Raw genomic sequence first — 24,862 nt, forward strand, 5'->3', positions numbered from 1 at the left:
GGTTTGGAAGGGTCGACCCGCGCGGGGAATGCCTCGCGCGGGTCACTTGATGCGTCAGGCCGCCTGCGCGACCTCGCTGTCAGGCTCCGGGGTTTCCGCAGTGGGCACCGTCTCATCACAGGCGAGACCGGCGGTCTGCATCATCGGCGGGCACCAGGCGGCCACGGCGGCGCGCTGCGCATCCGTGAGCGTGGCGAAGGGCTCGGCGAAGAGCTTGTCGCAGAAGGCGACGATCTCCTTCTTGCTCGAAGAGGCCAGCGTCACCGCCTCCTGGGCGAGGCCCAGATCTTCGCCGAGGATCTTCAGGAGCCAAGCCTTCTTGAAGCGATTGAACAGCGCCGCGTTCGGCGTCCAATACGCGCGAATGTCGGGCATGATCTCGATCTCGAAGTCATGCATCAGGCTGTCACGCTGCCGGTCCCGCGCAAAACAGGACTGCGTGGTGCTGGCCGTGGCATAGGCGACGAGTTTGGCCTTCTCACCCGCATCGAGCGCGCGAAACGCCGCGAACTGATCGGCGGGCGCGCGGGTGTCATCGAGCCAAGACAGATCAAGCGCATCATGCGCCACCGCCACCTGCTCGAGCGAGGTCTCATTGATCTCGTCCATCTTGGCGTGGCTGCGATGTTCCTTACGAGCCTCTACCTTGATCGCCTGCGTGACGCTCATGCCGCGACCCAGAACGTCGCTCACCAGCTTGAAGAGTGTCAGATCGAGCGTGGCCTCCGGATGCAGCGCCATTGCGGCGCCAAGGGCCATGGCTCGCTCGGTCTTGAGGTCCTCAGCCAGCGAGGCCGGGTAGGTGATTTCACCGGCGTCCGGGGCTTCCTCCGCAGTCGTGTTGGCCGAGGAGCCGCCCGCGCGCGCCTCCTTCGGGTTGTCCTCCGGGCGCACAAGGCCCACATGGAGCGCGACATTGCCACCCGACCACGACGCAATCACACCAGCGCCGGCAAGGTCCTCGGCGCTGTAGGCCTCCTGCAGGTCGCGGGCTTCCTCTTCGAAGGCGTCCACGCGCTCATAAAGGGCGTTGTAGGCATCGTCCTCGAGCCCCTCGTTCTCCATCTCGAGCTGCAACCTCTCAAGCTCGGCGGTGATCTCATCCACGCGCTTCTGGGCAGGTTCATCAGGTTCGATCGGGCCGGGATAGACGCGGCCATAGTTGGCCATGGCCGCGTAATCGTAGCGGACCATCGCATCGGCCCAGGCAAAGCCCAGCCTTATTCGGGCATCCTCGGCGGCGGCCATGAGTTTCTCGAGCAGGATGGTCTCGACCAGTGCGGCATCCTCGAGCACGGAATGCTCCTCCAAAAGGTCGGACGCGATCGCCCCGCCGCGCGCCTCATAGTCCTCGCGCACGAAGGCCCCGATATCGTCGCTGACCTGCACACCGCGTGATTTGAGCGCCTGACGGACGGTGTAGGCCTGCAGATAACCGCCGTCTTTTGTGAGCGCCTCATAGACCTCGCGCTGCACCTCCTGGCTCGGGTGCTCGGCAAAGGCCTTCATCGTATCGAGCGTGATCGTCTTGGCCCGGGCTGCGGCGCGGATATCAGGCTGGATCAGCCCGTAGCGCAACCGGCCTTTGACGGCGGCAAGGGTCGTGCCGAATGTCTTGGCGATCGTCTCGAGCGTCTGGCCGTCGACCTCCATCATCCGGGCGAAGGCCTCGAACTCGTCGATTGCGTTCATCGGCGCCTGGGTGATGTTCTCGGCGAGCGACAGCGCCGTGGTGACATCGCAATCCTCCGGCACAAGGCGGCAGTCCACCTTGGTCTTCGCGGTGAACCCCTTGGCAGCTTTGTCAGCGACCAGCTCCCTCAGCGCGGCGTGACGTCGGCCGCCGGCGAGCACGGCGTATTTGCCGCCCGTCTTCTGGACGAGAAGCGGCTGGAGCAGGCCCAGAACGGCGATGCTGGCTTTGAGATGCGCGATGTTCTCGGGATCATAGGTCTCAGGAGAGGTGCTGCGCACATTGGCGGGGTGTGCTGTCAGATCGCCAATCGCGACGGTGAGAGGGGCGAAACTTGTGGTCATGGGATATCCTTCCAGATGGGTGAGCTGTGGCCCGCGCGTTCTCGCGCATGACCAATCCCCGGCTTCAGGGATCACCACGACAAAAGGCCCACTTTCCCTCTGAGGGGTCAGTGGTCCTTCATCGCTTGAGGTCTAAGTTCTGGGGGGAGTCCCCTCCCCTACCAGTCGCGCGCCAGCATGATGGTCAGCACGCGCATGGTCGTGGCGGGATTGTCCGGGGCCTCGGCACCGTAGCGGAAATCCGAATCCGCCTCATAGAGATCGATTTTCCAAAACACGGTCTCGCCCCGGATCTCGACCGCCCCGAAATCGTGCCAGCCCTCCGGGTCATTCTCGGGCTCGAAGGTATCGAACGCACCGGTGGTCTTCACCGCCTCGGCCATGAAGCCGTCACCGGCCTCCATGAGCGAGCGGGTCACATGCATGCGGCCCTGGATGGGCTGCGCGGGCGGGATCCCGAGACAGGCGAGCTTGCGAAACGCGTCGTTTTGCGCGGCGATCTCGGTCGGATCCCGACCGTCTGTCCGGGATTGAGCGGTACTGGTCATGGGGCTCTCCTTTGAGAAGTTGAAACACCCTTCTCAAAGCCCGCTTTTTCTTTTCCGCTTGGTCGAAGACTCCCGACAAAAGCTGCCCGGCCCAAACAGTTGCGAAAGTCCGCTTGGCGGGACAAAGTTTGCTTTCGCTGCGGCTGCGCCAATGGCAGGTTTCGGAAAGCTCTCGCGTCTGAGCGTTTCTTCGACGTTGGAATTTGGCCATCTACCTCAAGCGTATACGTGATCTGTTGCTGAACCGGATTTTCAAACCGGAGTTGAGTGTCCTTAGGTGCTGGAGATGTCGTACGTGCGCTTAAAGGGCACGGTCTTCAAGTAATTCCGAAAGGATCGGATTGGGAAAGCGGCGCGATAATGTCACTGCAAAGAAAATCTCGCCGATGCCCGGCAAACGCTCTGCCTGGATCAGCCTGCCGTTGGTCAGTTCGTCCTGAACGACAATGGGCGGCAGCACTGCAAGGCCCACGCCTTCGCGTGCCAGAAGGCGCATCATTGCCATGTCCTCGACTTCGGCCGCGATCTGCGGACGGATACCAAGCCGGTCGGCGAGCGCATCGAAGCCGGTCCGCACGCTGGTATCCACTGTCGGAAGAATGACCGGTAAATGCGTCAATAGCGCGTTGAGGCCAGACATGTCGCCCAGCAAGGCAGGCGTGCCCACAAGACTAACAGGTTGCTCTGATAAGCGGTGCGATACAAAGGGGGTTACCGCGTCCCGCGCAGGGGATCGGTTGATCAGCACAACGTCAAGGCTGAGCGCCTCAAGCGCTTGCAACAAATCCGCGCTCGTACCAGAGCGCAGGACGATCTCTACATCTTGCCGACCAAGGACCGGACGCAAGAATTCCATATGAAAATTACGCGAAAGGGTGGCCAGTGCCCCGATACGGATCGCCTGACGGCTGCGGCCTTTGTCCTGCAAGGTTCCAACAAGCTCTCGCCCCGCAGCAAAGATGGAATCCGCATGATCCAGCGCGATACGGCCCGCTTCGGTCAGGAGCAGTTGGCGTCCGCGTCGCTCGAACAACGGATGGCCAAGAGACGCCTCAAGCTGCTTGATCTGAACCGACACCGCAGATTGCGACAGGTTAAGCCGCTCTGCCGTGCGCGTAAGGTTGCCATCATGGGCCACGGCCCAAAAGTAGCGCAGGTGGTGATAGTTGATTTCTGCCATTTGCATATATTAAACAGAACGGTTTTGATCAAACAATGTATTTTCTTGCCCGACTGAGGGCTGTTATCCGAACAGGACGCTCCGCCACTCTCAGAAGGATACCAAGCTTTGTTCACCGCGTTCTTCCCCCTTATCGCCACTATCGTCTTTATTGTGCTGGCATTCGTTGCTTTTCGCGGGCCGCAGATGCGGCCTTTCCCCGTCTTGCGACAAGTCGAGATCGGCACGCTTGGTACCTTGGCTATTGCCGTTCTTTCGGCGTTGATGCTGATACTGACCGGACCCGGGACCAGTCCACTGATCGGTGCATATGGCCTTGGCGTCTCATTCCGACTGGATGCCATCAGTGTGGTGATGCTGCTGCTGGTCACATTTGTCGGCTGGGTCGTGGTTCGCTATGCGGCGACCTATATGGACGGTGACCCTCGGCAGGGGCCGTTCACGGGTTGGCTATGCCTGACACTGGCGGCTGTCGTGGTGCTGGTGACATCCGGCAATATCCTGCAATTAGCCTTGGCATGGATCGTAACAAGTCTGTCATTGCACAAACTCTTGCTCCACTATCCCGAGCGTATCGCCGCTCAGCGTGCGGCGCGTAAAAAGTGGGTCTCGGCCCGGCTCGGGGACGCCGCGATACTGACAGCGATGGTCCTTATTTTCATCGCATACGGAACGGGTGATCTGGCGGCCATTCTGGAGGCGGCACGCACCGGACAGGGCGGCGAGCATGCCACATGGATTGCAGCGGCTCTTGCCATTGCCGTAATCCTTAAATCTGCGCAATTCCCAATGCACGGCTGGCTGACCGAAGTCATGGAGACGCCCACGCCGGTCTCTGCACTGCTGCACGCGGGCGTGGTCAACGCCGGTGGATTCCTATTGATCCGCTTTGCGGATGTGATGCTGCTGTCTCCGGGCGTGTTGGCGGTGCTTGTCATCATTGGCGGGTTCACCGCGCTCTTTGGGGGTATGGTCATGCTGACACAATCGGCGGTCAAGACCTCTCTGGCGTGGTCGACGGTGGCGCAGATGGGATTCATGATCCTGCAGTGTGGCCTTGCCCTGTTTCCGCTGGCGTTGCTGCATATCGTGGCCCATTCGCTTTACAAGGCGCATGCGTTCCTCGCCTCTGGCGGTGCTGTGAACGGGGTGGCAGAGACCCGCAGGCCTGGCCCCGTGGCGATCCCAAATGGTGTCGCAGTCGGTCGTGCGTTTCTGATTGCACTGGTGATTTACGGCGCGGTGGGCTTCGTCTTTGGCCTAATGGGTAAATCCCCACAAGCCATCGCACTGGGCGCTATTTTAATCTTTGGCGTCGCATACCTGCTGGCACAAGGCCTTGCCGATGCCGCCCCGCGTATGCTGACAAAGCGCACGGCCGCCTTTTCGGTCGCCGCTGCCGTGGGATATTTTGCCCTGCAAACGGGGGCTGACTGGCTGATGGCAGGCACCTTGCCCGCCACACCCGCCCCCGGTCCGCTGGAATGGGGGCTGATCGTGCTGGCCCTGTTGAGCTTCGGATTGGTCGCAATGGCGCAGGCGATGTTCCCGCTCTGGGCCTACCATCCTGCGGCTGCCGGGCTGCGGGTCCACTTGTCCAACGGTCTTTATGCCAATGCCATCTTTGACAAACTGCTGCGCGGTTGGTCGACAAAACACACCTCCTGATACTGGGAAAGGATTGATCCAATGACTTCGACATCCAAACTGTCGCCCGCCGCAATGACCACAGCCAGCGATGCCGCCGCGCGCGCCATTCCGCCGGTCTGGCCTTTGGCCTCTTCTGTCGCTGTGAACCCCTTTCTGGGCCAAACGGACGAAACGCTTGCACAGGTCGGCGCTCGGTTGGGCCGCGTCGGCGGCGTGCCCGTCACGATGCCGCGGGCACATTACGCAGCCCTGATCGCGGATGGTACGATCACCGACGCCGATATCGCGGCCGCACTTGAGACGCTGGAGGACGGCCACGCACCAGATCTGGCGCACATCAAACAGGGGGCCGCGACCCCGACACGCGCGCTTGCACCGCAACCCACCCTTGCGGATCTGGCTGCCAAAGTGTCGGGCATAGATTGGCCCGGCATTCTGGCGGACCGGATCGGCCAATGGGCAGCGGGCTATTTTGATCAGGGGCAGGCGCTTTGGGCGGCACCACGCAGGCGTAGTGCGTATGATGCATGGCGGCAGAATGCGACCCATGACCTGACACCCGAAATTGTTGGACTGACCGGCTTTGCCCAATTCGTGAGCGAAACCCCCGACACAGCGGAAGAAGCCCGCGCCCGCGCTGCCAGCCATTTGGGCCTGACCGAAGACATGCTGGACACCTATCTGCATCAGCTCTTGTTCACGCTGGGCGGTTGGGCGCAGGTCGCACGCTACCATCTGTGGCAGGCGGAACTGGCAGGCGGGACGGACCAGACCATCACCGACCTGCTGACGATCCGGTTGCTGTGGGAAGAAGCGCTGTTCGCGCAGTACAAAGACCAGCTTGGCGATACGTGGGAGCGTGTCAAAACTGCGCACGCCGAACCTGTCATTGCTGACCGTGATCTGACGATCAACGCTATTTTGCAAGAAGCATGGGAACATGCGGTGCAGCGTGAACTGGCCGCAACCTTCGCCGCTCCAACAACTGCATCCGTACAGGACCGGCCCGCACTGCAGGCCGCCTTTTGCATCGACGTGCGCTCCGAAGTGTTCCGCCGTGCGCTAGAGGCGGTGAACCCGGAGATCCGGACGCTGGGCTTTGCGGGCTTTTTCGGGCTGACCGCATCGCACAAGGGCTTTGCCTCGGATGTGGATGAATTGCGGCTCCCGGTTCTGTTGAACCCCGGCGTTACCTCAACCTCCGAAGGCGAGAACGTCAACGCCGCGCAGACCGCACGCTTTAAATCCCGCGCACACCGTGCCTGGGGCCGCTTCAAACTGGCCGCCGTGTCATCCTTTGCTTTCGTCGAGGCGACAGGGCCGATCTATGCGGGCAAACTGGTCATGGACGCGTTGAACATCGCACCCAAATCTGCTGCCAATGCACCCGCACCGCGCTTTGATCCGCCCCTGCCACTGGCAGCACAAATCGACGCCGCCGAAACCATCCTGCGCGCCATGTCGCTGACGACGGATTTCGCGCGTCTGGTTGTTCTGGCGGGGCACGGGGCCAATGTGGTCAACAACCCCTTTGCCAGCGGACTGCACTGCGGTGCCTGCGGCGGTTACGCGGGCGATGTGAATGCGCGGCTTCTGGCGGGGTTACTCAACAGCGCTGATGTGCGGTCGGGGCTGGCTGATCGCGGCATCGCCATCCCATCAGATACGCACTTTCTGGGCGCATTACATGACACGACAACCGATGCGATCACGCTGTTCTCAGCCGATCAGCTCTGCGCTGCCCATGCCGCCGACATCGCCCGTGCCAAGGACTGGTTCGCACAGGCTGGCATCGTGACCCGCTCAGAGCGTGCATTGCGCTTGCCGCGTGCAGATAGCGACGCCGACATCGACCTCCGCAGCCGCGACTGGGCCGAAACCCGGCCGGAATGGGCGCTTGCCGGATGCAAGGCCTTCATCGCAGCCCCGCGCCAGCGGACGGCAGGCAAAAGCCTCTCGGGGCGGGCGTTCCTGCATGATTATGACTGGCACAAAGACAAGGATTTCGGTGTGCTGGAACTGATCATGACGGCCCCTGTGGTCGTGGCCAGCTGGATCAGTTTGCAATATTACGGCTCGACCGTGGCCCCCGATTCATTTGGATCCGGCAACAAGCTCTTGCACAATGTCACCGGCGGAATTGGCGTGGTCGAAGGCAATGGCGGCACCCTGCGTGCAGGCCTTCCTTGGCAATCGGTGCATGAGGGCGAGAGTTACGCCCATGATCCTTTGCGTCTGTCCGTCTGCATTGAGGCCCCCCATGAGGCGATGACAGACATCCTGCGTCGGCACGACGGTGTGCGTGCCTTGTTTGATAATCGCTGGCTGTACCTTTTTGCGCTCGATGAGAATGGGCACATTGCCAAGCGTTATACCGGTAATCTGGAGTGGTCAGAGATGGTTGGGCCAGTGGGTTGTTCCGGAAAGAACCGGGCCACCGGCTAAGTGGACAGTGTTGTTTGATGGCAGGCGTTGGCCGAAAAACCTGTCATCGAACAACAGCCATTGGATCAAACCCGAAGCGAAGGGTTTGATCCAATGCAGTCACACCATTGGGGGGCCTTCGATCCACCCATGACGTGTGCGCTTTTCGGATAGCAGCCCTTCGCGCCTTTTGCAGCATCTTGCACAATGGGCTGATTTTGTTGAAAAACTATTCCTTGATCGGAGGGCAAGTCGCTGATTCAATTCCTGTAGTGAACGGGAGGATTAGCAATGCTGGGACCAAAGCAGGAAGCGCAGGCGGCGCTGTTTTACGAGTTCTCGCTGGAAGACCACGTCCCTCAAGATCACCTGCTGCGCTCCATTGATCGGTTTGTCGATTTGAGCACTATCCGTGCACATCTGGCGGGCTTCTACAGCCATACTGGTCGCCCTTCTATTGATCCCGAGCTGCTCATCCGGATGTTGTTGGTGGGGTATTGCTTCGGCATTCGATCTGAACGCCGCCTTTGCGAAGAGGTCCATTTGAACCTGGCATATAGGTGGTTCTGTCGCCTTGATCTGAATGATCGCATCCCGGATCACTCTACCTTTTCAAAGAACCGGCACGGCCGGTTCCGCGAGAGTGGTCTTTTGCGCCATGTGTTCGTGATGACCGTTGCACGCTGTATGCAGGAAGGGCTTGTCGGCGGTCAGGGCTTTGCAGTGGATGCCAGCTTGATCAGCGCTGATGTTCAGAAGCAGAATTCTAGGCAGCACACTCATTAATTCTTGTTTAGAAGCATAAGTTTGTGATTCACTCTCGCACAAAACTGGGCGGGAGAATGCAAATGGCGCGATCAGATATGAGCGATCTGGAATGGGAGTTCATCAAAGCTGTCTTGCCCAACAAAACACGTGGCAAGAAGCGGGTTGATGACCGCCGCGTGATCAACGGCATTTTCTACGTCCTGCGCACCGGCATCCCTTGGGCTGATCTACCAGAGCAATACGGCCCACCGACCACGGTCTACAACCGCTTCAACCGGTGGAGCTATGCAGGCCACTGGGACCGGATCATGGAGGCCATCGCCGACGCGCATAACGTTGACATGGTGATGGTCGACGGGACCAGCGTGCGTGCGCATCATTCCGCCACCACGCTCAAAAAAAGACCCACGCCGCTGTTTAGGTCGTTCACGGGGCGGATTAGGGACGAAAATACATGCACTTACCAATCAGGATGGGCTGCCGATCCGATATGAATTGACACCCGGTCAAGCCCATGACGCGCCGCCGTGCAAGACGCTACTGGACAACTTGCAACCTGGACAACATGTGCTCGCGGATAAAGCATATGACGCAGACTGGATCAGGGATATGATCTGGGAACAGGGGGCTATCGACGTGATCCCTCCCAAGGCCAACCGTAAACTACCCGCCGAATTTGATGCTGAAATCTACCGGGAACGCAACAAAATCGAGCGCTTCTTTGGCAGGCTGAAAGCCTCGTTCCGCCGTATCGCAACCCGATACGAGAAGACCTCACGCAATTTCCTGTCGATGATCAAACTGGCATCGATCAGGCTGTGGATCGAGTTTTATGAGTCGGCTGCCTAGCAACCCCGAAGACTGGGCGGCCCGCGAGGCTGCTCCCAATGACGCGCCACGCGCGGTGCGCGAATATCTCGACGTTCTGGACGATGAGGCCTTCGGCGCAGCCAGCGAAGTGAAGCCCAAGTTCACTGCACACGCCGATCCTGCCAGCCAATGGACGGCAGCGCGCAAAGGTCCCGCTTTCTTTGCCTATTCCGATAATTACCTGATCGATACGGATCACGGGATCATTATGGATGTAGATGCCAGCCGTTCGATCCGGCAGGCCGAAGTGGGTGCAATGCGCAAGATGATCGACCGGACTGAAGAACGCTTTGGGCTGAAGCCCGATTGGGTCGCTGCGGACACTGCATATGGCTCATCCGACAATCTGGTCTGGTTGACTCTCAAGCGGAAGATCCTCCCGTTCATCCCTGTCGTTGACCATTCAAAGCGCAAGGATGGCACTTGGTCACGATCCGACTTCACCTGGGACGAAGATAATGACCAGTACATCTGCCCGGAAGGCAAAGAGCTTCGTCATACCCGGCGGAACTACTCGGACCCCGCCCGAAATGCTCCAGGCTTGAAAGCGAAAAACTACGGCGCTCTCAAATCCGATTGCCAGAACTGCCCGTCAAAAGCCAAATGCTGCCCCAACACAGACACCCGTCGTATCCGCCGCGAGGAATACGAAATTGTTCGGGACTTCGCGCGGTACTGCGTTGCTTCCGAATACAACCCGACGGCCCAGAAGCGCCGAAAGAAGGTCGAGATGCTGTTCGCACATCTCAAACGCATCCTCGGCTTGGGCAGGCTACGATTGCGAGGCCCATGCGGCGTCCAAGATGAATTTACACTCGCAGCAACCGCCCAAAACCTCCGGAAACTGGCAAAACTCAAGCCACTGATGCCCGCCACCGGCTAAGAACAGGACCAGACACCGGTCGTTCAACAAAATCAGCACAGTAGCTCAACGCGGAACATCAAATCCAACGACTTTTTCAACAAAATCAGCTCTCACCTTCCGTTCTCCGCTTCGCGGCAATGGGATAGTCAGGCGGCCTTGGCGCTACCCCCTGCCCTGCCCGCCTCAGATCCTGCGATCAGGTAGTCGCAGGCGCGCTGCGCATCCGCGGCGTGCTTGAAAATCGCGCCCTTGTCCGACCGCAGCACGCGCAACCAGTTATGCAGATAAGCCGCATTCATCTCGAGCGTATGCGCCGTGAAGCCGAGCGTCTGACCCAGAAACACCGAGGTCAATTCCGCGACGATCTCCTCGCGCGCGTACGAGGTGTTGCCGAACTTCGAGAATCCAAAATCGCGGTTCAGCCGATGCGGGGCTTTCGTGGCATGAGCAAGCTCATGTGCCCAGACCCCGTAGAAATTGCGCGGGTCCTGAAACCGTTTGATGGATGGCATGTAAACCTTGTCCACGGGGGGCAGGTAGTAGGCTTCTGTCCCCGTGAAGACGGTCGTGATGTCGATCGCGTCAAAAAACACCTGCATATGCGGGATGGGCTCGGACGGCGGATGTTCAGGCGCTGGCTCAGGGTCGGGGTAGAAGCTGTCGCGCAGGCCTTCGATCTGGCAGGCATTGAACACGCGGTAGGATTTCTGGAAGCGGAAGATCCGGGCATCCTCTGAGCGATCATCGCCATCGCTACGGTCGTCTTCCCTATCGGCGTCTTTCCGACTTTGGCCATAATACACCACGACGGAGGACTTCTCGCCCTTGCGCACCTTGGCGCCCAGGGCATTGGCCTGTGGAATGGTCATCCAGAAGGGCGAGCTGTGGCCCGCCATCACCGTCCGCATGGTCAGCAAGAAGTTGTTGACCCCCTGGTACGCGTCGCCGTTGTGCCTAAGGGGACGAGAGCTGCCACCTGCGGTCCATGGCTTGCGCCACGGCAGGACGCCGCGCTCGATGATGCGGATGATTTCGTTGGTGATGACCTCGGAGGCATCGAATTTGGGCGTGCGGGATCTGGCCATGGCTGGCGTCCTTTAGTGTGGTGGTGAGAGAGAATGGGGATCAGGTTGACTGACGGGGCCTTGGATCGTTTGCGATCCTCGCGCCGAGCCCTTCAACCATGTCGATGTAGGTGGTCAGTGAGACGGAACTGCCGGGACCAAAAGGTTCAGGATCGACTGTTCCGTCTCGTGTCACCCGTGGAAGATTCGCGAAGGCGATGACATCGGTGACGGGTCGGATATCGATGAACGGGGTCCCTCGTGCGAGCGCAAGAGTGGCCAGAGCGAACTGTTCGATCGATGCTAAACTTGACACGGTTGTCCAACCGCGATGGATGAACGTCCCACCCTCTCCGCAGATCACATGCGCGCTCGGCAATGTCGCCGCCTGCCTTAGATAGCCGAGATCGCGCAGGACAGTCTCCCGCTCGAGCCGCTGTGCCTGCCCCGTCTGGCCGGATCGGCGTAGTTCCTTATGTCGCCACCACGAGGCAGCGGTTGGGCGCAGCACGCGCAAGACACCTATTTGCATCGGAATGCCTTTCATCAGGAAAGACAGACCGGAATCCGGCCCGGACCCATCTGAGGGACCCCAAAGGCCCTCATCCGTCAGTCACAAAACCCGAAGGACACTTTCACTTTCTGTTGGACAAACTAGGCCAAGGTAACAGCCAAGGGCCCGATAAAATCGGCCGACTCTTATGATCTCATGCTATACGTTCCAGTCGCGATCCAAGATCGGCAACCCCTGCCCGAAAGTCGCAAACCTTGCAATGTTATCAAATACTTATCTTGTTTTTTATCGGCAAAGAGCCGCGCATTGGCCACATTAAAGGCTCAAAAATCAGGATTTCCGACGCTCAAAGCAACGCAGGGTCACGAGTACAAATGGGAAACGGAGGCGTAGAGCCTCATGCCAACTTGCATTTCAGCAATATTGCCGCTATATGACGTCAGTATCACTGTAGGAGTGCAAAACATGCACATCACTAACTTCGCTGAAGCTGGGCAGTTCGAACCCCGCAAGATCGCCGCAACCTTGCGCACTTCGGCTGAGGAAATCGCATTGACCGTGGGCTTGGGCAAAGACGCGTTACAGAGGCGAGCCCGCATCAGTTCGGACAAGACACAGCGCCGCCTGCGCGAACTGGTAGAGGTGCTGAACAAAGTCGAACCACGCTTTGGATCGGAACTGATGGCCTATGCGTGGTACCGGTCAGAGCCCCTACCCGGGTTTGACGGCCGGACTGCCATGCAGCTCGTTCAGGAAGGCAAAGCACAGCAGGTTCTGGAATACATCGACGCAGTCGACGCAGGCGTCTTCGCCTGATGCCTCTGAAGGATGGCCGCTACACAGGACCACTCTATCGGGCCCTAAACCCGGTCTATGCGCGAGAGCCTCTCTCAGGACGTGGCGCTGAACTCTATGGAGGTCGCTTCAACGCCAAGGGCACCCCTGCCCTCTACACGGCGCTTGATCCCACGACGGCGCTCAGAGAGGCCAACCAGGTCGGTAGCCTGCAACCCACGATCCTCGTGTCCTACACCGCCGATCTCGGCCCAATTTTCGACACCCGCGATCAGGACGGACTAAAGCGATCCGGAATGACAGAGGCCATGCTGACTGACTCAGCATGGCGCAGTAAGATGCTCGACAGCCGATCGGTGCCGACGCAGCATTTCGCCGGCAGCCTCATCGCTGATGGGTTCGCAGGACTTCTGATCCGGAGTTTTGCCAAGGGCGCGTCGGCGTTGGACTTCAACATCGTGTTGTGGAACTGGACCAGCGGAAGTGGCGTCCTTAGTGTCGTGGACGACGAAGACCGTCCGTCATGGATGTAATCCGCTAGGCCAGAGCTTTCAAATGATGTATCGGGTTGTAGTGCCCGCCTGGAATATAATACCGGCGCAGCAAACATTCTCAGGCCACTTTGTATACGCTCAACGGAAGGCTTTTTTGTAAGCGACCCTTGAGAAGATCGCGTACTCGGGGGGCTTAGCGAGTTTTATCACCGCTGTATAGCGGGTTGCATTGATGACAAACGCGCTTCGGATTTGGTCTCTACGGCGTGTCGGCACGGTGCTTTAGAACAATCTGCGCAGGCAGCTTGCTTTTGTTCCCGTTATGTTCTACGGTGAAAACCAAGCAAGCAAGGGGGATTCCCCATGGAAAGCACCACTTACGCCCTGCCCGCGACGCCAAAGCAGATCGCCTATGCGCGCGCGCTGGCCCTGCGCAACCAGACGCTTTTGCCGTGGAAGGTTCAGCAGGACCGCCGGTCGCTCAGCGCCTGGATCGACGCACAGGCCAAGATGAACCCGGGCATGCAGGACAGCCGTCCGACATCAAAGCAGGTTGCCTTTGCCGAGCGCCTCGCCCGCATCAAACGCCGCGCCGTGCCGGATGAGTGTTTCCGCGACAAGGGGCTGATGTCGAAGTGGATCGACGGGAACAAGTGACTCTGGGCAGACCCTGCGGTGATCGAGACTACTTCAGCCGATCGACAACGGATGCCCCACCCGACCTGGCAAGCGCGATCAGGTTGGACTGGATCTTGGATGTGAAGACGGCACTGAACGTGCCGATGGGTGCGCGGTCCTCCCAGACGTAGGACCGCTCCAGAATATCGGTGTTGATCTCGTCCAGCATGACCCATTTACGGACATGGGTTTCCAACCCCACGCGCTGCGACTCGATCTGGGGCACCTCGATGAACTTGCGCGAGGCCAAGGGAGGCTGCGTCGTGATCGGCAGGATGAACACCACGGTCTCGCCATCGGACTTGGCAACAGTGACGGCGATACAGACAAGCCGAGTCTTGCGGCCCTCGGTCTCGCCGGCCAAATGCTCGCGTTTCCACAAGAACGGATAGCGGAAAACCTCTCCAGCCGCAGGCTTAGTCATCCGCCCGCGTCAAGTCCCGCTCAAGCCCTTCTATCATCAGCTCCTTGAGATCCTCTGGCATCTCGTAGATCATGTGAGCGTGTTGCGTGGCCCCCCGCGCGAGCTGCTGGTACTGGTCCATGCTCATCAGCACGAATTTCGGCTTGCGGTGCTTGGTGATCGCAATCGGAGACCGAATGGCCGCGTCAAACAGGTCACTTGTGTGCCGCGTCAGGTCGGCCGCCTTGAACTCGGGAAGCTCATGCATGATCGTGGTCTCCATTCGTGCAGAATATACATACATTCTGGATATTCTGCAAGAGATGGGTTGATGGGAGCAGGTTATACGTGCTGGTTTGGACACGATCCGGCTCGCCCGATCAGATGGGCAGCGTGATCTCACTTTCTATAAATGGTCTTCGGTTTCCTCAGAGATCAGCTTCCGAACGACGTTGACTGGCAAGAACATTCTCAGAGGGTTTGATGCAAGCGACTGGAAGCCGTAGCTTTCGTAAAGAGCTTTGCGGCGAGCGACGCGGTCGGGTTTACCGCAATCGAGAACGTCAAGCATGACTACAGCAACTCCGATGGCATCGGCTGCACCTTCAATTCGGCGGAGAGCATCGACAAGCAGATCGCTGCCATAGCCGCCCCCGCGGAACTTCTGATCACGCCCAATCATCGAGATGTATGCGGCAGGGATATTCCCATGCGAGGGCCGGGTCCGCGCGAATTTTGCAGGTAAATCCGTATAGAGAACGGCGTGCGCATTCAGGGCATAGAACCCGATGACCGTGCCAGAAGGGTCGACCATCACGTAGAGACGGACATTATCCGCCTTGGCGAGCTTGTTGGCCGTCTGCTGGAAGTAGTTGTCGACCTGTTCGACGCCGCAAGAAAAAGCCGCTCGATCATGTCTCTCTGGATCGAACGGCTCAATAGTGGAGGTCGTCGGTTGTGATGCCGCCATTTACTGCGATACAACCGTTTTGCCATACCGACGGAAGGCTGAACGCAGGGCGTCTGTCGGCGCCGTCGGGGAATCGAGCGCCGCGAAAAATACCTCATGATCGACCGGCTGCAGCTCTGTGCGTTCATGCGCTGCGATCGTTGCCAGCGCTGCCTGATAGGCGGCATTCATCGTGAAGACGGAATCGTCCACGCCAGAAAGCGCCGCCGCCTGTTGAATCGCAGTCTTGATGCGCGGCTTGGTCCGGAAATTCATCCGGGCCTCGTTACGCTCATCGATTGCGCGCGTGGTGTCATGGAAACCAAGCATGGTCGCCTCCTGTTTTGCTATCCATCATGTACGCCACTTTGACGTACATTTCAAGAGATCGGTTTGGAAAGTTCTTCGAAAGCTTCGTTCTCACCAAAGCGCCTCCCCCTTCAGTGAACGTGTAGTAGTTGACGATGATCCCCTCCTCGATGGACTCGTCCGAGGTCAGGTGGTCGTATTCGCTCTGAAGCTGAAGATGGAGCCAGCGGGCGAGATCACGCAGCGCCTCGGTCACGATCTCCTCTGCGTCCTCGCTGGGCGGCTGCCAAGTCGGGCTGTCGCCGGTGACGTCAACCGACATGGTGTATTCGTGTTAGTAGCGACCGCGATGGCAGATCTCTGCAGCGAGCTGGTAGAAGTTCCGCCGCTGGATGGCTTGCAGTCAGTCGGCAATGCCGTGCTGCGTCGCGTCCCGGGGCGCATAGTCCCGGATACGTTTTCTTTGAAATCAAAAACTACCCCCATTTTTTGACTTGCACAAAATTTCCATGATGCCGATTGCTCCATTCGGCGTACTGTTAAAGTACAGTGAATGTCATCAGTCTCTGTCGACGCTTACGGTTTAAAGCAGATCAGCCTTACTCGGAAGGCTGTCTTTGGAACGAAACAATATCACCCATTCGACCGTCCCCTCTGCCTTTAATCGCCCTGAGTCGGCGGTCCCAAAGCGCTGAATGAAGAACGCCTTCACAATCTCGGCGGCGCGGGGGGTGCCCGCCGGTTTGCCCAGATAGATGAAATCCTCAACGTCAAAGCCCATCCGGGACAGCGTCTCGGCTGGGGGCACAGGCGACGTCACCACCTCCCACTGCGTACCGTTAGAGTCGAACTCTTTGATCGCATAGAGGAAATCGTATTTGATCTGCTGAACGCTGAACCGCAAAACCGAATCCTTTCAGATTAATTGGTGCTCACCCGGAACCGAACGTCACCTGCGCCGCCTCGGTGGTCCTGCATCCATTTCTCGACCATCTGATGCCCACGGTGCAGCTCATCTGGCGTCATCTCGGACACGAGACCTTCGAGCATGCTGATCGCGCTGCCCGCGCCGTGCTGAGAGGCCAGCGTCAGCCACAAAAACGCCTGCTGGCAATCCTTGGCCACGCCAAACCCATTCCTGTAGCTGAACCCAAGCCGCGCCTGCGCCGGGAAATACCCACTTTCGGCAGCCATCCGGTAATACTTGGCCGCGGTTTCAAGATCTTTGTCCACAACCTTGCCTGCAGACAGCAGCGTGGCCGCATTGAACTGCGCACCGGTGTCACCGGCATCGGCGGCGCGGCACAGCCACATCAGACCAGTGCGCGCATCTTCGGTCACGCCGTCGCCCTGTATATACATCACGCCAAGATTTGTCTGCGCCTGAACACTGCCCATCTCGGCGGCCTTGAGACAGCATTTGAACCCCATCTGCTTGTCAACCGCGACCCCGTCGCCATTCATGTGCATGACTGACAGCCAGAACCAAGCGGTCGCATCGCCCGCTTTGGCACAGCCATAAAAGAGGTCATACGCAGCCTTGAACTTGCCAGCCTCGTAAAGGGCCACCCCCTCCACAAGGGTGTCGCCAAGTTTGCCCGAAGGCTCTTGCAGGGAAAGATCGGTCATATCAGATAATGCTCCACGTTGCGGAAAATCGGGATGTCGCTGTCGACCTGCGGCATCTTCACAAAACGCGAGCTGAGCGCGTTATGCGCCCACCACGCGGCGATCTGATCCTGCGTCTGATCAACGGCACAGTCTGGACCCCGGTCGCGTGACGCGCTTGACGGGATGCTATCCTGAAGCGCCTCTGCTCCGGTTCCGGCATGCAGCAATTCTTTGTGCCAGAACGCCAGACGTTCCGCATCGAGCGGACAGTCCGACAGGATTTCTATCCGAAACAGGGTTTTCGTGATCGCCGTATGCTGGAGCGTGATCGCGCAGGTCTCGGCCCCTTGCGTGAGCAGAATGAGGTTGGGAAAAATCCATTGGACCTCGATCTGCGAACCGTCAGACGCGGCTCTGCGGCCCTGCATGGCACGATCCGAAGACGTCAGCATCTCGTCCACGCGGGCCAACATCTGGCCCGAAAACTTCCAATTGGCGTCAAATTCAAGCCATTGACGATGCGCCCGCACAGCATTGGGCCGCATTACCGGCGCGGGCAGGGTCAGATCACCTGCCAGATCACTGTCGGCGCCGCCCGGGTCGATGTTGAGGAACAGCAAATTGCCAAGCTGTGCCACGTGAACCGGATGCAGCCGCTCAGGGCGCAGGCCCAGATATTGGTATTTGATGCGGGTATTGTCCGGCCCCTCTGCTTTGGTAATCGGGCCCCGGTCGCGGCTATAACCGCAAGAGGTGAACGAACAACTGGTGCGCTCACCCTGCTGGCATTGCGTTGGTACCATGCGGCACCCGCCATGTTGCGCCATATTGAACCGTGCCTCTAGGCTGCCATCCTCCATCCGTTGAACGTGGACACCGTGATAGCCAAGGGTAAAGGGCAGGATATCGCCCTCTGCAGGAATTTCATGGACCGTACCGACAGATACCCAGTCTCGGGTCCAGATGGCCTCGTCTTCAAGGTAGAGAAACTGAAGCGAGCGGTAGGCAACCCGGGGCAGACCGATTGCCTCGCCAAAGGGTCGGCGCACCCTGTCGAACACGCTCGGATCGCTTAGGTTCACGCCCTCGTCGCGATAGCCAAGGTCAGGTCTGCGTACCATTGGGGCCTCCGGTTTTTGGGTGCGCTGTCTAGAGGTGGGGCCGGCGCACGCAGCGCCGACCCCCAATTGCGTTACTCTGCCGGGACCAGATCGGGGTTTCCGGCATCGCCATCCGCACGGCCCCGCGCCCGGATCTCGGACTTGGGTGCTGCGGGCAACGGACCATCGACCATGAAGTGATCCAGCACATTCTTGGTCAACTTAGAGATATTGTTGTCGCAGTTGTTCCAAGGCAGTGAGCCGCAATAGGCGATTGACGAGAACGAGAAACATGCGCCCCCATTCGGCGTTTCGTGAAAGGCGATATCGCCGCGAACGCGCGGGTGCGTCGTGCCGTCAAGCCCCTGCTGGTTGAAGCCGAAATCCTCGGTCACTAGAAGATACGCCTCGGTATGACGGCCCGCCGATGTTGCCACCGTCAGCGTATGGGGGGGCGAGCCAAGGGTGAAATCGACGATGTCGAGTTCAAGACCGGCAGCACCACCGCCCACAAGCCCGAAATTGCCCAGCATTTCGTCATAGTCGATCCCCTCGAACGCCCAGGATACACGGGGGTTGTTGCTTTCCGGGGTTCTTGAGAAATAGCTCGAAACGTCGAACCCTTCTGACGACATGCCCACACCCGCCACCGAATGCAGGTAGCGGCCACGGAAACGCCACATCCCGCCCAGCTCGCCCGTGCCCGCGTGATAGTATTCACCGGGATCGGCGCGCCATGTGCGGATGCCGGATTCGCAGCGCCGCATCTCTGTGATGACGCCACGCCCTTTGTCCTCATAGGCGGGATGGAAGGAATGGACCCAATACCAAGCATCCGCGCCCATATACATTAGCCGTCCACCGCGCTGCGTGTAGTTGTGCAGCGCATCAAGCTGGGTTCCCGAGTTGTGCTCGGGATGCGATCCGGTGATGATGACATTGTAGTTCTCCAGACGCGCGAGCCCGTCATAGGTGATGTCTTCATCGGTGATGCAGTCATACTCATACCCCATGGTTTCCAGCCAGTAGATCAGATGTAGATCTGCCGGGTATTGCCAGGGGGCCTGGGCCAGGAAATGGTCATACTTGGGCCGGTTGCTGAGGATCGGACGCAGGCGGGACGAGAAACAGATCCCGGTGCCGTCGGTATGCGTGTCATAGATCGAGCCACCGTATTCGCGGTGCTCGGCCAGAAACATGTTTTGATGCTGCATGATGGGCACGCGGTAGATGAACAGCTCCGCCGCGCCCGCGTTACAGGCGACATGCTCGTTGGCATAGGCCATATAGCTGATCGTGGGCACCATGAAGGCGATCTTGGACTGCTCCTTGCCGATTTCCGGGACGACCCAGAACGGCACGTAGTCCTCATCGCCGTCAGCCGTCGTCAGCTTGGCCGCGTAAGAGCGGCTCTTGCAATCGGCGGGCACCTGCCACTCGAAATCGACCTCCCAGCGCGCATCGTCGATATCGTCGTCGTGAAAGCTGATTGCCGCGTATTCTTTTGGGGCTTCCTTCCAATCGAAGACGGTGCCGCTCCAGTTGTGGCCGGTCATGCCTCGGGTCGGCAGGTTCACGAAATCGAGGTCCAGACGATAGGGGCCGAAATCCTTGCCTTTGATCGTGTCAATCCCGTGGGAGAAATCCCACGCCGCAACGATCACCTCTGACAAGGCACCGGTCGGGCCAGAGTTGCGGCGTTCTGTCAGGCCCGATTGCGCGCCCAGTTTCATCGTCTCGATGTCCTGACGCGACAAGGCCTTGGAGCAGATGCGCGGCGCTTCGATTTTACCGTTGTACTTTCCGGCCAGAACCACACCAGCAGGCACCGAAGACTGCGCGGTCGGATCGTCCGATAGGCATTCGGCATAGGCCGCAACAGCGGCAGGGATCGGCAGATGCTCGATTTTTTCCGAAATCGTCTTGGAGACGGGCGGGATCACCGGATCAAGCGCGTAATGCACCTGCGGCTCGTGATACAGGATCAGCTCGCCGCTTGCCGCGTCATAGGTGGCGGCCACGAAATGCCAGGCGTGATCGCGGACAGGCTCTGGGCTTTCGAGAGTGACGCCGTTCACGCGCACCTCGGCATGCCCCTTTGCATTGAGAAACAGGCCGTACCCCTTGCCGCCGCTCCACTTGGTGACCAAGGCCTGTTCGCCATGCTTCCAGTATTTCGGATGCGTCTTGGGCGCGGTCGGCCAGATCCAGCACTGAAGTGTGAAGCTCTCGACGCGCAATTGCTTGCAATCGGCGACATAGCCGTAAGATCCGCTGTGGATCACCTGCTTGCGGCCGGGCACCGTGATGTTCAGCCCCCCCGGCACGGCTTTTTCGATAAAGCCGGGACCGCGTGGGTTGGTGTCGCCGTTGATCATCTGGACGATTTCGGCCTTGAATTCCTTGGGGCCGTCGCAATTGATCATGAATTTGATGGTGCCTCCGGGATGCACCCCGAAAGTGTCGGCATAGCCGGCAAGTCGCATAGCTGCAGACATGTTCTTTTCCTCTTATGGCTGTCTCACAGGTGGCCTGACGTCTTGTCAGCCCCCTGCCGTTACGATGGTTTTTTCCTTTGGCCCCTGTCCGGGTGGGATCAGGTGACAGGCCAGTTGTCGTCGCGGTGCTTCCAGCCCTCGCGGTAGTGCTCGGGCATGCCCGCAGTTTCCGGCAGCTCGTCGAGGCGCATCAGAAAGATGGCGTGCTGCGCGTCCTGCTCATCGGTGAAAACACGGTCATCAACAAACTCTGGCGGCACGCCGCGCACACCCGACAGGCGACCGATGCGCCATTCCTTTTCGACCTCTGTGCAGATGATGATCAGCTTGCCCGCCGTGGATTCCCCGCGCATGCGCAGCAAAACCCGCTTTAGCAACGGATCGTCATGGACCCCGCCCGAGACAACCGTCGTATCTCCGGGGGTTTCACATTTCAGGATCGAGAATCCGGCAACGCCTTTCATCGACTCCGTACATTCCAGATGCGCTTTGATCAGCGCCTCTCGCTCCGGTGTTCCCTTCTTTGGAATGGATTCCATTTTTTTCTCCCTTGGTTATGTGTGGCTTTGGTTTTCAAACGGTCATGTGGCGGTCGACCATCTCGTTGGTGAGGTCGGAAATGACGCCGGATTCAACGATGCGCCCGTTGTCCATCATCACGAATTGATCCCCCAGATCGCGGGCCACTTTGATATGCTGTTCGGACAGGATCATGCTGATGCCCATCTTCTTGTTGAGCATGCGCAGCGTCTCTCCGATTTCGGCCACGATATTGGGTTGGATGCCTTCGGTGGGCTCATCAAGCAGCAGGATTTGCGGATCGACCGCCAGCGCGCGCGAGATCGCAAGTTGCTGCTGCTGGCCACCAGATAACTCACCGGCGCGACGGTTGAGGTTTTCAGCAAGATAGGGAAAGAGATCCAGACAGATCTCCGGCACCTTGCCACTCCGATCAGCCTTGGCAAAAGTGCCAAGCAGGATGTTTTCGCGTACTGTGAAGTTGCCAAGGATCTGGCGGCCCTGTGGCACATAGCCCAGCCCGTATTTCGCCCGCTCATCCGTGCGCGCCTTTGTCAGGTTGTTGTCCGAGACGGTTAACGTGCCCGTCATTTTGTCGACAAGACCCATGATCGTGCGCAAAAGGGTGGTCTTGCCCACGCCATTGCGCCCCAAGACACACATACACGTGCCCTTAGTCACGCCAAAATCAATATCGCGCAAAATCTGTGTTCGCCCGTAGAACGACGACACCTTTTCCAGTTGCAACAGCATCAGTGTGCATCCTCCGTACCAAGATAAACAGCGCGCACGCGGTCGTCCTTTTCGATCTCTTCAATGTTGCCCTGCGCCAGAAGCGCCCCCATGTGGAGAACGGTGACCACGTCCGCGATCTTGCGCACAAAACCCATGTCATGCTCGACAAGGATGATCGTATGGGTGCGCTTGAGCTTGTTGAGGATGTCGACTGTCAGCCCGATCTCGTTCTCGGTCATGCCGGCCACGGGTTCGTCGAGTAACAGGATCGCCGGATCCTGCATCAGCACCATGCCGATCTCGAGCCACTGGGTTTCGCCATGTGACAACAGCCCCGCCTCCACCTCGAGACGTTTGGTCAAACGCACCTGCTGGGAAATCTCGTCGAGTTTCTCCGCGCATCCCTTTGCCCTCATCGAGAACATGTTGCGCAGCGCGTTCACTTCGCGGCTATAGGCAACCTCAAGGTTTTCACGCACGGACAACCCCTTGAGCACGGCAGGAATCTGGAACTTGCGCCCGATACCTTTGCGCGAAATCTCGTGCTCTCCCTTGCCGGTGATGTCATCGCCATTGAGATAGACCTTGCCTGCGTCGGGTTTTTGGCGGCCACTGATCAGGTCGATCATGGTCGTTTTGCCCGCCCCATTCGGACCGACGAGACATTGCAGCGTGTTTTCCGCCACATCGAGGCTGAAGCCGTTGATAACCTTGTTACCGCCAAAACTTTTCTCGATGTTCACGACTTTGAAAAATCCGCCGATCATTTCAACACCTCTTTCCCGTCGCTGAATTCAAGGTTGGCGTGCTCGGCCTCCATCTTCAGCTTGGTGGTCCGCCCAAGAAGCGTTTCGACCAAGCCCGCAAGGCCGCCAGGCAGGAACCGCACCACAAGGATGAACGAGAACCCGAGGATCAGTATCCATGTGCTGAGAAACTGGTCGCCCACATAGCTTTGCGCGCCTTGAACCGTGAAAGCTCCAAACATCGCCCATATCAGCGAGTTGCGGCCCCCAAGCGCGACCCAGATCACAATCGAGATCGAGAACCCAACTTCGAATTGCGCGGGCGAAACATATTGCGTGAGCACCGCAAAGCAGCTGCCGGCGATTGCCGCGATCAAACCCGACAGGGTGTAGACCAGCGTTTCGTAGATCGCGACATTGTAGCCAAGGAACCGAACACGTTCCGGATCGTCCTTGAGGGCGCGCACGATCAGGCCAAACCTGCTTTGATTGATCAGTTTGGCCGCCACAGTGCATGCCGCCAACAAGGCGAAGACGAACCAATACGCACCGCTTGAATAGGGGTCGATCTCGGTTTGGCCCAGCTTGAGCGAACTGGGCGGCGAAATGCCGTTCACGCCATTGGTGTAGGGTTGCAGATCAACGAAGATCGTCGCAAAGGCACTGAGCGTTGCCAATGTCATGATCGCAAAGAACGGCCCCGACACGCGCGCCGTGAACATGATCCCACCAAAGATCAGGTAGAACACCGTTGGCACAAAAAGCGCGAGGAAGATGCCTGTCGAGGTGTTCTGGAAAGGCTGCCAGAGCAGCGGCAGGCTATCCAGACCGTTGTTGAGCATGAAAGGCGGGATGGTGCCATCGGCCTGGGTCTGCATCTGCATGGTCATCGCCATGCAATAGGCACCCAACCCGAACGCTATGCCCTGACCCATGTTCAGGATGCCACCACTGCCCCAACACAGGCTGATCGACACGGCGAGCATTCCATAGACACCGTAAATCGCAAGCTGATTCAGGAGGAACGCGTCGTTTGATATCAAGGGCACCGCGCCCAGAACCGCGAGAACGGCGATGTAGAAGAGCCATTGCAGCGTCTTGTTGTGATATGCGTTATGGGTCATTTTTATCAGTGCCTGTCATAAGATTGTGGTTTCTCTCAGCGACGCTTGCCGCTTGCCGAGATCAGTCCTTGCGGGCGGAATCTCAGGAAAACGACGATCAGCACAAAGATCAGGAACTTGGCGAAGGTGCTGTTGGTGATGAGCGCGAAGAAGGATTGCAGCTCGCCAATCGCAAGGCTTGCAATGGCGCTTCCCAAAAGCGCGCCGCCGCCGGTCACAACCGTAAGGAAGGCCTCGACAACATATCCCATGCCCATCGTCGGCAGAACAATGTTCAACGCGCCGAACAGGGCCCCGGCAACACCGGCAAGCCCGGCCCCCAAGGCAAAGGTAAAGGAATAGACCTGCCCCGAGTTGATACCGAAAGACGCGGCGATTTCGCGATTTTGCGTCACAGCTCGGATCTTGATCCCGAAATCCGTCTTGTAAAAAATAAGCCAGACACCCGCCGCAAGCACCAGCGCCATGAAGATGATAAAGACGCGGAACACCCCAAGGCTCAGCCCGCCGACTTCGATATTCGACGACAGAAACTGTGGGATTTGGACATATTTCGGATCACTGCCAAAGATCAGGCGCGTTCCCTGAATAAGCACAAGAGACACCCCCCAGGTCGCGAGCAGCGTGTCGAGAGGACGATTGTACAGATACCTTATGAGGGACTTCTCAATCGCAAAGCCGATTGCGCCCACCACGACAAAGGCGACCGGGATACATAGAAAATACGGCACGCCCATAAAGGTTTGCAGCGCATAGACCGTGTAGGCGCCCAGCATGATGAACTCGCCATGCGCCATGTTGATCACACCGGCGGTTCCGTAGATGATCGTCAGCCCAAGCGCCGCAACAAAGAAAATTCCGGCAATGCTCAGCCCGAGAATGAGCGAATTGGCGAAAGCAATAGACGAGATGTCCATTTCGTGCCCCCTGACATGAAGTAAGGATCGGTATGGAAGGCGTGGTAGCGGGTGCGTCCCGCCA

At 58.7% G+C, this 24,862-nt stretch carries 24 protein-coding genes and 3 pseudogenes; 8 read left to right on the forward strand and 19 right to left on the reverse strand.

Going from position 1 to position 24,862, the window contains the following annotated elements:
• Positions 1-54: 54 nt before the first annotated feature.
• The 3 genes from ROS217_RS20250 to ROS217_RS20260 form a co-directional block, all read right to left on the reverse strand.
• Positions 55-2,037: a ParB/RepB/Spo0J family partition protein gene (locus tag ROS217_RS20250; RefSeq protein WP_009819688.1), complete on the reverse strand. Its 1,983-nt coding sequence runs from the start codon at positions 2,035-2,037 to the stop codon at positions 55-57.
• Between the two features lie 158 nt (positions 2,038-2,195).
• Positions 2,196-2,585, reverse strand: coding sequence for a DUF3768 domain-containing protein (locus tag ROS217_RS20255; protein WP_009819689.1), 390 nt, complete (start codon positions 2,583-2,585; stop codon positions 2,196-2,198).
• A gap of 301 nt (positions 2,586-2,886) precedes the next feature.
• Positions 2,887-3,765 carry a LysR family transcriptional regulator gene (locus tag ROS217_RS20260; protein WP_040652017.1) on the reverse strand — a complete coding sequence of 293 codons (879 nt, stop codon included), beginning with the start codon at positions 3,763-3,765 and terminating at the stop codon, positions 2,887-2,889.
• A 108-nt stretch (positions 3,766-3,873) separates the two neighbouring features.
• Here ROS217_RS20260 and ROS217_RS20265 point away from each other — a divergent pair, with 108 nt between their 5' ends.
• From ROS217_RS20265 to ROS217_RS20290, 5 genes and pseudogenes are all read left to right on the forward strand, one after another.
• Complete coding sequence (locus ROS217_RS20265; RefSeq protein ID WP_009819691.1) at positions 3,874-5,433, forward strand: proton-conducting transporter transmembrane domain-containing protein; 1,560 nt, start codon at positions 3,874-3,876, stop codon at positions 5,431-5,433.
• Positions 5,434-5,454: 21 nt separating this feature from the next.
• Positions 5,455-7,860, forward strand: coding sequence for a YbcC family protein (locus ROS217_RS20270; RefSeq protein ID WP_050766470.1), 2,406 nt, complete (start codon positions 5,455-5,457; stop codon positions 7,858-7,860).
• A gap of 270 nt (positions 7,861-8,130) precedes the next feature.
• Positions 8,131-8,607 (forward strand): annotated as a pseudogene (locus tag ROS217_RS20275) (IS5/IS1182 family transposase); the annotation flags it as partial.
• A gap of 80 nt (positions 8,608-8,687) precedes the next feature.
• Positions 8,688-9,456 (forward strand): IS5 family transposase gene (locus ROS217_RS23690; protein WP_157046516.1). Its coding sequence is split into 2 segments (ribosomal slippage): positions 8,688-9,010 and positions 9,009-9,456, totalling 771 coding nucleotides; the frame shifts between segments, so codons are not numbered across the junction.
• Positions 9,455-10,360: pseudogene (locus tag ROS217_RS20290) on the forward strand (transposase); the annotation flags it as partial. The gene ROS217_RS23690 and the pseudogene ROS217_RS20290, both read left to right, overlap by 2 nt.
• 128 nt (positions 10,361-10,488) lie before the next feature.
• Here ROS217_RS20290 and ROS217_RS20295 read toward each other — a convergent pair.
• Together ROS217_RS20295 and ROS217_RS20300 are read right to left on the reverse strand one after the other, a co-directional pair.
• Positions 10,489-11,427: an ArdC family protein gene (locus ROS217_RS20295; RefSeq protein WP_009819695.1), complete on the reverse strand. Its 939-nt coding sequence runs from the start codon at positions 11,425-11,427 to the stop codon at positions 10,489-10,491.
• Between the two features lie 40 nt (positions 11,428-11,467).
• Complete coding sequence (locus tag ROS217_RS20300) at positions 11,468-11,953, reverse strand: hypothetical protein (protein ID WP_009819696.1); 486 nt, start codon at positions 11,951-11,953, stop codon at positions 11,468-11,470.
• A gap of 432 nt (positions 11,954-12,385) precedes the next feature.
• On the opposite strand from ROS217_RS20300, the gene ROS217_RS20305 reads away from it, so the two are divergent.
• The 3 genes from ROS217_RS20305 (at position 12,386) to ROS217_RS20315 (ending at position 13,866) form a co-directional block, all read left to right on the forward strand.
• Entirely contained in the window at positions 12,386-12,736 is a 351-nt protein-coding gene (locus tag ROS217_RS20305; RefSeq protein WP_040651941.1) for an MbcA/ParS/Xre antitoxin family protein, read from the forward strand.
• Positions 12,736-13,248, forward strand: coding sequence for an RES family NAD+ phosphorylase (locus ROS217_RS20310; RefSeq protein ID WP_009819698.1), 513 nt, complete (start codon positions 12,736-12,738; stop codon positions 13,246-13,248). The genes ROS217_RS20305 and ROS217_RS20310 overlap by 1 nt, the downstream gene beginning before the upstream one ends.
• A 324-nt stretch (positions 13,249-13,572) precedes the next feature.
• On the forward strand, positions 13,573-13,866 hold the full coding sequence (locus ROS217_RS20315; RefSeq protein WP_009819699.1) for a hypothetical protein: 294 nt from the start codon (positions 13,573-13,575) through the stop codon (positions 13,864-13,866).
• Positions 13,867-13,894: 28 nt separating this feature from the next.
• Here the strand turns inward: ROS217_RS20315 and ROS217_RS20320 are convergent, their stop codons facing one another.
• The 14 genes and pseudogenes from ROS217_RS20320 to urtB form a co-directional block, all read right to left on the reverse strand.
• The gene (locus ROS217_RS20320; protein WP_009819700.1) at positions 13,895-14,311 is read right to left on the reverse strand and encodes a hypothetical protein; all 417 of its coding nucleotides are present in this window, start codon (positions 14,309-14,311) and stop codon (positions 13,895-13,897) included.
• Positions 14,304-14,558, reverse strand: coding sequence for a type II toxin-antitoxin system prevent-host-death family antitoxin (locus ROS217_RS20325; RefSeq protein ID WP_254656496.1), 255 nt, complete (start codon positions 14,556-14,558; stop codon positions 14,304-14,306). Before ROS217_RS20325 ends, ROS217_RS20320 begins: the two co-directional genes overlap by 8 nt.
• A 138-nt stretch (positions 14,559-14,696) precedes the next feature.
• Positions 14,697-15,260 carry a GNAT family N-acetyltransferase gene (locus ROS217_RS20330; protein WP_009819702.1) on the reverse strand — a complete coding sequence of 188 codons (564 nt, stop codon included), beginning with the start codon at positions 15,258-15,260 and terminating at the stop codon, positions 14,697-14,699.
• On the reverse strand, positions 15,261-15,569 hold the full coding sequence (locus tag ROS217_RS20335) for a type II toxin-antitoxin system TacA family antitoxin (protein ID WP_009819703.1): 309 nt from the start codon (positions 15,567-15,569) through the stop codon (positions 15,261-15,263).
• Positions 15,570-15,672: 103 nt separating this feature from the next.
• Positions 15,673-16,005: pseudogene (locus tag ROS217_RS24800) on the reverse strand (antitoxin of toxin-antitoxin stability system); the annotation flags it as partial.
• Positions 16,006-16,131: 126 nt separating this feature from the next.
• Positions 16,132-16,452: a hypothetical protein gene (locus tag ROS217_RS20345; RefSeq protein ID WP_009819705.1), complete on the reverse strand. Its 321-nt coding sequence runs from the start codon at positions 16,450-16,452 to the stop codon at positions 16,132-16,134.
• Positions 16,453-16,469: 17 nt separating this feature from the next.
• The gene (locus ROS217_RS20350; protein WP_009819706.1) at positions 16,470-17,177 is read right to left on the reverse strand and encodes a tetratricopeptide repeat protein; all 708 of its coding nucleotides are present in this window, start codon (positions 17,175-17,177) and stop codon (positions 16,470-16,472) included.
• Positions 17,174-18,280: a hypothetical protein gene (locus ROS217_RS20355; protein WP_009819707.1), complete on the reverse strand. Its 1,107-nt coding sequence runs from the start codon at positions 18,278-18,280 to the stop codon at positions 17,174-17,176. The genes ROS217_RS20350 and ROS217_RS20355 overlap by 4 nt, the downstream gene beginning before the upstream one ends.
• 71 nt (positions 18,281-18,351) lie before the next feature.
• The gene (locus ROS217_RS20360) at positions 18,352-20,757 is read right to left on the reverse strand and encodes a LamG domain-containing protein (RefSeq protein WP_254656497.1); all 2,406 of its coding nucleotides are present in this window, start codon (positions 20,755-20,757) and stop codon (positions 18,352-18,354) included.
• A 98-nt stretch (positions 20,758-20,855) separates the two neighbouring features.
• A complete protein-coding gene (locus ROS217_RS20365) occupies positions 20,856-21,296 on the reverse strand; it encodes a hypothetical protein (RefSeq protein WP_008280641.1) in 441 nt (146 codons plus the stop codon).
• 34 nt (positions 21,297-21,330) lie between these two features.
• A complete protein-coding gene (gene urtE / locus ROS217_RS20370) occupies positions 21,331-22,029 on the reverse strand; it encodes an urea ABC transporter ATP-binding subunit UrtE (protein WP_009819709.1) in 699 nt (232 codons plus the stop codon).
• A complete protein-coding gene (locus ROS217_RS20375; RefSeq protein WP_009819710.1) occupies positions 22,029-22,778 on the reverse strand; it encodes an ABC transporter ATP-binding protein in 750 nt (249 codons plus the stop codon). The genes urtE and ROS217_RS20375 overlap by 1 nt, the downstream gene beginning before the upstream one ends.
• Positions 22,775-23,881, reverse strand: a complete 1,107-nt coding sequence (locus ROS217_RS20380; protein WP_009819711.1) for an ABC transporter permease subunit — start codon at positions 23,879-23,881, stop codon at positions 22,775-22,777. The genes ROS217_RS20375 and ROS217_RS20380 overlap by 4 nt, the downstream gene beginning before the upstream one ends.
• 35 nt (positions 23,882-23,916) lie before the next feature.
• Positions 23,917-24,798: an urea ABC transporter permease subunit UrtB gene (gene urtB, locus ROS217_RS20385; RefSeq protein WP_008280646.1), complete on the reverse strand. Its 882-nt coding sequence runs from the start codon at positions 24,796-24,798 to the stop codon at positions 23,917-23,919.
• Positions 24,799-24,862 lie beyond the last annotated feature (64 nt).

The organism is Roseovarius sp. 217 (genome assembly GCF_000152845.1).
GTDB lineage: Bacteria > Pseudomonadota > Alphaproteobacteria > Rhodobacterales > Rhodobacteraceae > Roseovarius.

What these genes read in the sequence shown, in the direction of transcription:
- ROS217_RS20250 (WP_009819688.1), bottom strand. Translation starts at nt 2,037, where the DNA reads ATGACCACAAGTTTCGCCCCTCTCACCGTCGCGATTGGCGATCTGACA.
- ROS217_RS20255 (WP_009819689.1), bottom strand. Translation starts at nt 2,585, where the DNA reads ATGACCAGTACCGCTCAATCCCGGACAGACGGTCGGGATCCGACCGAG.
- ROS217_RS20260 (WP_040652017.1), bottom strand. Translation starts at nt 3,765, where the DNA reads ATGGCAGAAATCAACTATCACCACCTGCGCTACTTTTGGGCCGTGGCC.
- ROS217_RS20270 (WP_050766470.1), top strand. Translation starts at nt 5,455, where the DNA reads ATGACTTCGACATCCAAACTGTCGCCCGCCGCAATGACCACAGCCAGC.
- ROS217_RS20295 (WP_009819695.1), bottom strand. Translation starts at nt 11,427, where the DNA reads ATGGCCAGATCCCGCACGCCCAAATTCGATGCCTCCGAGGTCATCACC.
- ROS217_RS20300 (WP_009819696.1), bottom strand. Translation starts at nt 11,953, where the DNA reads ATGAAAGGCATTCCGATGCAAATAGGTGTCTTGCGCGTGCTGCGCCCA.
- ROS217_RS20305 (WP_040651941.1), top strand. Translation starts at nt 12,386, where the DNA reads ATGCACATCACTAACTTCGCTGAAGCTGGGCAGTTCGAACCCCGCAAG.
- ROS217_RS20310 (WP_009819698.1), top strand. Translation starts at nt 12,736, where the DNA reads ATGCCTCTGAAGGATGGCCGCTACACAGGACCACTCTATCGGGCCCTA.
- ROS217_RS20315 (WP_009819699.1), top strand. Translation starts at nt 13,573, where the DNA reads ATGGAAAGCACCACTTACGCCCTGCCCGCGACGCCAAAGCAGATCGCC.
- ROS217_RS20320 (WP_009819700.1), bottom strand. Translation starts at nt 14,311, where the DNA reads ATGACTAAGCCTGCGGCTGGAGAGGTTTTCCGCTATCCGTTCTTGTGG.
- ROS217_RS20325 (WP_254656496.1), bottom strand. Translation starts at nt 14,558, where the DNA reads ATGCATGAGCTTCCCGAGTTCAAGGCGGCCGACCTGACGCGGCACACA.
- ROS217_RS20330 (WP_009819702.1), bottom strand. Translation starts at nt 15,260, where the DNA reads ATGGCGGCATCACAACCGACGACCTCCACTATTGAGCCGTTCGATCCA.
- ROS217_RS20335 (WP_009819703.1), bottom strand. Translation starts at nt 15,569, where the DNA reads ATGCTTGGTTTCCATGACACCACGCGCGCAATCGATGAGCGTAACGAG.
- ROS217_RS20350 (WP_009819706.1), bottom strand. Translation starts at nt 17,177, where the DNA reads ATGACCGATCTTTCCCTGCAAGAGCCTTCGGGCAAACTTGGCGACACC.
- ROS217_RS20355 (WP_009819707.1), bottom strand. Translation starts at nt 18,280, where the DNA reads ATGGTACGCAGACCTGACCTTGGCTATCGCGACGAGGGCGTGAACCTA.
- ROS217_RS20360 (WP_254656497.1), bottom strand. Translation starts at nt 20,757, where the DNA reads ATGTCTGCAGCTATGCGACTTGCCGGCTATGCCGACACTTTCGGGGTG.
- ROS217_RS20365 (WP_008280641.1), bottom strand. Translation starts at nt 21,296, where the DNA reads ATGGAATCCATTCCAAAGAAGGGAACACCGGAGCGAGAGGCGCTGATC.
- urtE (WP_009819709.1), bottom strand. Translation starts at nt 22,029, where the DNA reads ATGCTGTTGCAACTGGAAAAGGTGTCGTCGTTCTACGGGCGAACACAG.
- ROS217_RS20375 (WP_009819710.1), bottom strand. Translation starts at nt 22,778, where the DNA reads ATGATCGGCGGATTTTTCAAAGTCGTGAACATCGAGAAAAGTTTTGGC.
- ROS217_RS20380 (WP_009819711.1), bottom strand. Translation starts at nt 23,881, where the DNA reads ATGACCCATAACGCATATCACAACAAGACGCTGCAATGGCTCTTCTAC.
- urtB (WP_008280646.1), bottom strand. Translation starts at nt 24,798, where the DNA reads ATGGACATCTCGTCTATTGCTTTCGCCAATTCGCTCATTCTCGGGCTG.